The sequence below is a fragment of the Micromonospora sp. NPDC003776 genome, assembly GCF_053605645.1.
The window spans coordinates 1-4,972 of the sequence record NZ_JBSGJR010000524.1 but is presented as its reverse complement, the minus strand read 5'-3'; the positions used below and the strand labels follow the sequence as shown (position 1 = coordinate 4,972).

The 4,972-nt window shown below is 74.3% G+C and carries 4 protein-coding genes and 1 pseudogene; 3 read left to right on the top strand and 2 right to left on the bottom strand.

All coding sequences use genetic code 11. From position 1 onward, the window contains the following. Nucleotides 1-553: 553 nt before the first annotated feature. Nucleotides 554-869: pseudogene (locus ACWEVO_RS29930) on the top strand (replication-relaxation family protein); the annotation flags it as partial. Here ACWEVO_RS29930 and ACWEVO_RS29925 read toward each other — a convergent pair. Next, complete coding sequence (locus tag ACWEVO_RS29925) at nt 852-1,148, bottom strand: hypothetical protein (RefSeq protein WP_452310822.1); 297 nt, start codon at nt 1,146-1,148, stop codon at nt 852-854. The pseudogene ACWEVO_RS29930 and the gene ACWEVO_RS29925 overlap by 18 nt on opposite strands. A 145-nt stretch (nt 1,149-1,293) precedes the next feature. Here ACWEVO_RS29925 and ACWEVO_RS29920 point away from each other — a divergent pair, with 145 nt between their 5' ends. Then, entirely contained in the window at nt 1,294-3,375 is a 2,082-nt protein-coding gene (locus ACWEVO_RS29920) for a heavy metal translocating P-type ATPase (RefSeq protein WP_452310821.1), read from the top strand. 7 nt (nt 3,376-3,382) lie between these two features. On the opposite strand, the gene ACWEVO_RS29915 is transcribed toward ACWEVO_RS29920, so the two are convergent. Beyond that, nucleotides 3,383-3,754 carry an ArsR/SmtB family transcription factor gene (locus ACWEVO_RS29915; protein ID WP_452310820.1) on the bottom strand — a complete coding sequence of 124 codons (372 nt, stop codon included), beginning with the start codon at nt 3,752-3,754 and terminating at the stop codon, nt 3,383-3,385. Nucleotides 3,755-3,828: 74 nt separating this feature from the next. On the opposite strand from ACWEVO_RS29915, the gene ACWEVO_RS29910 reads away from it, so the two are divergent. Further along, a partial coding sequence (locus tag ACWEVO_RS29910) for an HAD-IC family P-type ATPase (RefSeq protein WP_452310819.1) occupies nt 3,829-4,972 on the top strand: 1,144 nt, incomplete at its 3' end.

Here is a 4,972-nt window from a genome sequence, read left to right as displayed (position 1 = left end):
GGTTCCGCGGCGGCGAGGGGTACGCGCGGCGGTCCGACGCGGAACCCCGCTGTCCCGCAAAGCCGTCGCCCGGCAGCTGCGCGCGCGCCGAGACCGCCCCGCCAGCATCGGGCCTGTCACCGTGGGAGGCCGCGTGACAGGTTCCGACACCGGCGGCGTCTGCCAGACGAAGCCGCTGCTGTCAGGCCAGCGTGCGTGTCTGTCAGGAAGGCCGCGAGCTGACAGAAGCTGACCAGGCCTGTCAACGCCCGCAGCGGCTGCGTGTCTGATGCCTACCCCCACGCCTGGCCGAGGAGCAACAATGATGATTCCCCGCATGGGGACCACCACCAGCTTCGCTGGTCGGACTGACCAGCCCGCTCACATGGCGGTCATAGCGGTGTGACGGGCCATGTCGGTGTCGGTGTCGATCCCCGTCCCGCCGTCCGCCTTGATACTGACCCCCAAGCCGGCCCCTCGCACTCGCTGACAGCCCAGGTCAGGCCTGCTCTGGGCGGCGCCGGTCGGTTCCCGACACACACCCATGTGTGAGGTGTCCCCCCAGGGGCCGCCCATGCGTAAACCACTACCGGCACCGGACCCGCTTCTGCAACTGCAGGCCAGCATCACCACCCGCGACGACCGGCTCCTCGGCTGGCTCTACGACCACGGACTGCTGACCACCGACCAGATCGCCACCGCCCTGTTCCCGTCCCTGGATTTCGCGCAACGCCGGCTCCGCCGCCGCACCGTCCTCCGCGCGGGTGGGCCGCTTCCGGCCCAACAAACCCGACGGCGGCTCCTACCCGTACCACTAGGTCCTGGACCAGCTCGGCTACAGCCACGTCCGCGCCCAACGCGGACTCGGACCATCACGCCGAGACCAATCCCCCCATCGCCATGCCGGACATGCGGCCCAGGTGCGCCCCGCCGGGGTCGTAAGTGGCCGGACGCGGCCGGAGCCGGGTGGCGACGGTGGCCGCGTCGGGGTGCCGACGGGCCGCCTCGATCCGCGCGACAAGGGGGTCGTCGGAGTGGACCAGCCGGGGCCCGAAGCCGTCGCCCAGCCAGGCCGCCGCCCCGGCCGCGCCGGCGAGCCCGACGGTGCCGGCGAGGCCGGCCAGCAGTAGACGGCGGCTGACGCCACCGCCCCGGCCCTGCGTCTCCATCACGGGCCTCCTTCCGCTCCCCGTCCCCGACGTTGCCCCGGTTTGTGCCGGTCGGACGCGGAAAGATGGCCCTTGGGCGCGGGACGAGGGTCACCTTGTGAGGTACCCCTGGGGGGTATATGGTCGCGTGCGGAGGTGGAGTTCGATGGAACACGAACACCGGCACCACGACGCGGCCGCCGCGCCTGGGGCGCACGGGCAGCACGCCGAGCACGGCGGGCACGACAAGCACGCCGGGCACGACCCGGAGCAGTTCCGACGGAAGTTCTGGCTGAGCCTGGCGCTGACCGTGCCGATCGTGCTGACCAGCCACATGGTCATGAACTGGTTCGGCTACCGGATCGAGTTCCCGGGCCTGCGCTGGGTCGGCCCGGTGCTCGGCTCGGTCGTCTTCTGGTACGGCGGGTGGCCGTTCCTGGTCGGCGGCGTCCGCGAACTGCGCGACCGGGCGCCCGGCATGATGCTGCTGATCTCGATGGCGATCACGGTCGCCTACGCCGCCTCGGCGGCGACCACCCTCGGCCTGTTCGACCTGGACTTCTGGTGGGAGCTGGCGGCGCTGGTGACCATCATGCTGCTCGGCCACTGGCAGGAGATGAAGGCGATCGGCCAGGCCCAGGGCGCGCTCGCCGCCCTCGCCGCGCTGCTGCCCGACGACGCCGAACGCCTGGACGAGGCGGCACAGCCGCACCGGGTGCCGGTCGGTGACCTGCGGGTCGGCGACTTGGTGCTGGTCCGCTCCGGCGGCCGGGTCCCCGCCGACGGGCGGATCGAGGACGGAGCCGCCGAACTCGACGAGTCGATGATCACGGGGGAGTCCCGGCCGGTGCCCCGCGCCGTCGGGGACCGGGTGGTGGCCGGCACCGTGGCCACCGACTCCGCCCTGCGGGTCCGGGTCGACGCCGTCGGCGAGGACACCGCCCTCGCGGGCATCGGCCGGCTCGTTGCCCAGGCACAGGCCTCCGGCGGGCGCGCCCAGGTGCTCGCCGACCGGTTCGCGGCGCTGCTGTTCTACGTCGCCGCGCTCGCCGGGCTGGCCACCTTCGTCGCCTGGCTCCTCCTGGGCAGCACCGACGAGGCCGTGGTCCGCACCGTGACCGTCCTGGTGATCGCCTGCCCGCACGCCCTGGGGCTGGCCATCCCGCTGGTCGTGGCGCTCTCCACGGCGCTCTCGGCGCGCGCCGGCATCCTGGTGAAGGACCGGCTCGCCCTGGAACGGATGCGCACCGTCGACGCGGTCCTGTTCGACAAGACGGGCACCCTCACCAAGGGCCGGCACACCCTCACCGGCGTGGCCGCCGCGGGCGGCCTGACCGAGGACGACGCGCTGCGCGTCGCCGGCGCGGTCGAGGCCGACAGCGAGCACCCGCTCGCCCGGGCCCTGGTCACCGCCGCCCAGGGTCGCGACCTCCGCGCCGAGGCGCGAGACTTCCGGTCGCTGACCGGCCGCGGCGTCCGCGCCACGGTCGACGGTACGGAGTGGGCGGTCGGCGGCCCGGCCCTGCTGCGCGAGCTGGGCGTGGACATCCCCGACGAGCTGACCCGGGCCGCCGAGGGCTGGTCGAAGCGCGGCGCCGCGGTGCTGCACCTGGTCCGCTCGCCCGAACCGGGCGCGGCGCGGGTGGTCGGGGCGTTCGCCCTCGAGGACGAGGTCCGCCCGGAGGCCCGCGAGGCGATCGCCCAGCTGCGCGAGCAGGGGGTGAAGAAGATCGTGATGATCACCGGAGACGCCCGCCCCGTCGCCGAGGCGGTCGCCGCCGACCTGGGCTTCCGCCCCGGCGTGGACGAGGTCTTCGCCGAGGTGCTCCCCGCCGACAAGGACAAGGCGGTCACCGAACTCCAGTCCCGGGGACTGACCGTGGCGATGGTCGGCGACGGGGTGAACGACGCCCCGGCCCTGGCCCGCGCCGACGTGGGACTGGCCATCGGCGCCGGCACCGACGTCGCGATCGAGTCGGCCGGGGTGGTGCTGGCCAGCGACGACCCGCGCGGCGTCACCGGGGTGATCCGGCTGTCGCGGGCGTCGTACCGCAAGATGCGGCAGAACCTGGCCTGGGCGGCCGGCTACAACGTGCTGGCGATCCCGCTCGCCGCGGGGGTGCTGGCCTGGGCGGGCATCGCGCTCAGCCCGGCGGTCGGCGCGGTGCTGATGTCGGCCTCCACCATCGTGGTGGCGCTCAACGCGCAACTGCTGCGCCGGGTACGGCTCACCCCGGAGGCCGGCTGACCGCCGCTCAGCGCGTCGGGGCGTGCGCGGCCAGGTCGCCGCGCGGGTGGTCGGGTAGGTCGCGGTCGGTGTGGTCGGCGTGGAACAGGGCCTCGTCGAGCAGCGCCCGGACGTGCACGTCGGCCGCCGAGTAGTAGACGAAGGTGCCCTCGCGGCGGCCGCGCACCAGCCCGGCCAGGCGCAGCTTGGCCAGGTGCTGGCTCACCGCCGTGGGGGCCGCCCCGACCAGTTCGGCCAGGCATGCGACGGAGGACTCGCCCTGCAGCAGGGCCCAGAGGATCTTGATGCGGGTGGGGTCGGCGAGCATCCGGAAGCTCTCGGCGGCGAGGTGGACCTGCTCGTCGTCGGGCATCCGGAAGTCCGGGAGCGAGGTGTGCACCGGCCCAGCCTAACGGTGTTCGTTTGGCTGGCTGCCTGAATACCTGCGAACTGATGCAGGTAGGGTGCCGTCCCGTGACGCTGACGACCGATCCCCGGCGTACCGCGCCGACCCCCGTCCCCGTGGTCCGCAGCCGGCGCCTGGCGGTGCGCCTCTGGGCGCTGACCGAGGTGCGCTGGGCGGCGGCGGCCACCCTGCTCTTCGCGCTGGGTGGCCTGGCGCAGCTCGCCGGTGCCCCCGCCTGGCTCTGGTGGGCCCTCTACCTCGCCTGCTACGCGGCCGGCGGCTGGGAGCCGGCGCTGGCCGGACTGCGGGCGCTGCGGGAGCGGAGCCTCGACGTCGACCTGCTGATGATCGTCGCCGCGCTCGGGGCGGCCGGGATCGGCCAGGTGCTCGACGGGGCCCTGCTGATCGTCATCTTCGCCACCTCGGGGGCCCTCGAGGCCTTCGCCACCGCCCGGACCGCCGATTCCGTCCGTGCCCTGCTCGACCTCGCCCCCGAGCGGGCCGCCCGGGTCCGGCCCGACGGCGTCGAGGAGGTGGTCCCGACCGCCGACCTGGTGGTCGGCGAGGTGATCCGGGTCCGCCCCGGCGAGCGGATCGGCGCCGACGCGGTGGTGGTCGACGGGGCCAGCGACGTCGACCAGGCCGGCGTCACCGGCGAGCCGCTGCCCGCGCCCAAGCACCCGGGCGACGAGGTCTACGCCGGCACCGTCAACGGGGCGGGCAGCCTGCTGGCCCGGGTGCACCGGCCGGCGGCCGAATCGGTGGTGGCCCGGATCGTCGCGCTGGTCGAGGAGGCGTCGGCGACCAAGGCGCGTACCCAGCTGTTCATCGAGAAGGTGGAGCAGCGGTACTCGGTCGGCGTCGTGGTGGCCACCCTGGCACTGTTCGCGGTGCCGCTGGCCTTCGGGGCGGCGCTGCAACCGACGCTGCTGCGGGCCATGACCTTCATGATCGTCGCGTCGCCCTGCGCGGTGGTGCTGGCGACCATGCCGCCGCTGCTCTCCGCCATCGCCCTGGCCGGGCGGCACGGCGTACTGGTGAAATCCGCCGTCGTGATGGAGCGGCTGGCCGACACCGACCTCGTGGTCTTCGACAAGACCGGCACGCTGACCGAGGGCACGCCCCGGGTCGCCGAGATCCGCCCGCTGCCCGGCGGCCCGGACGCCGACACGATGCTGCGGCTGGCCGCCGCCGCCGAGCACCCGAGCGAGC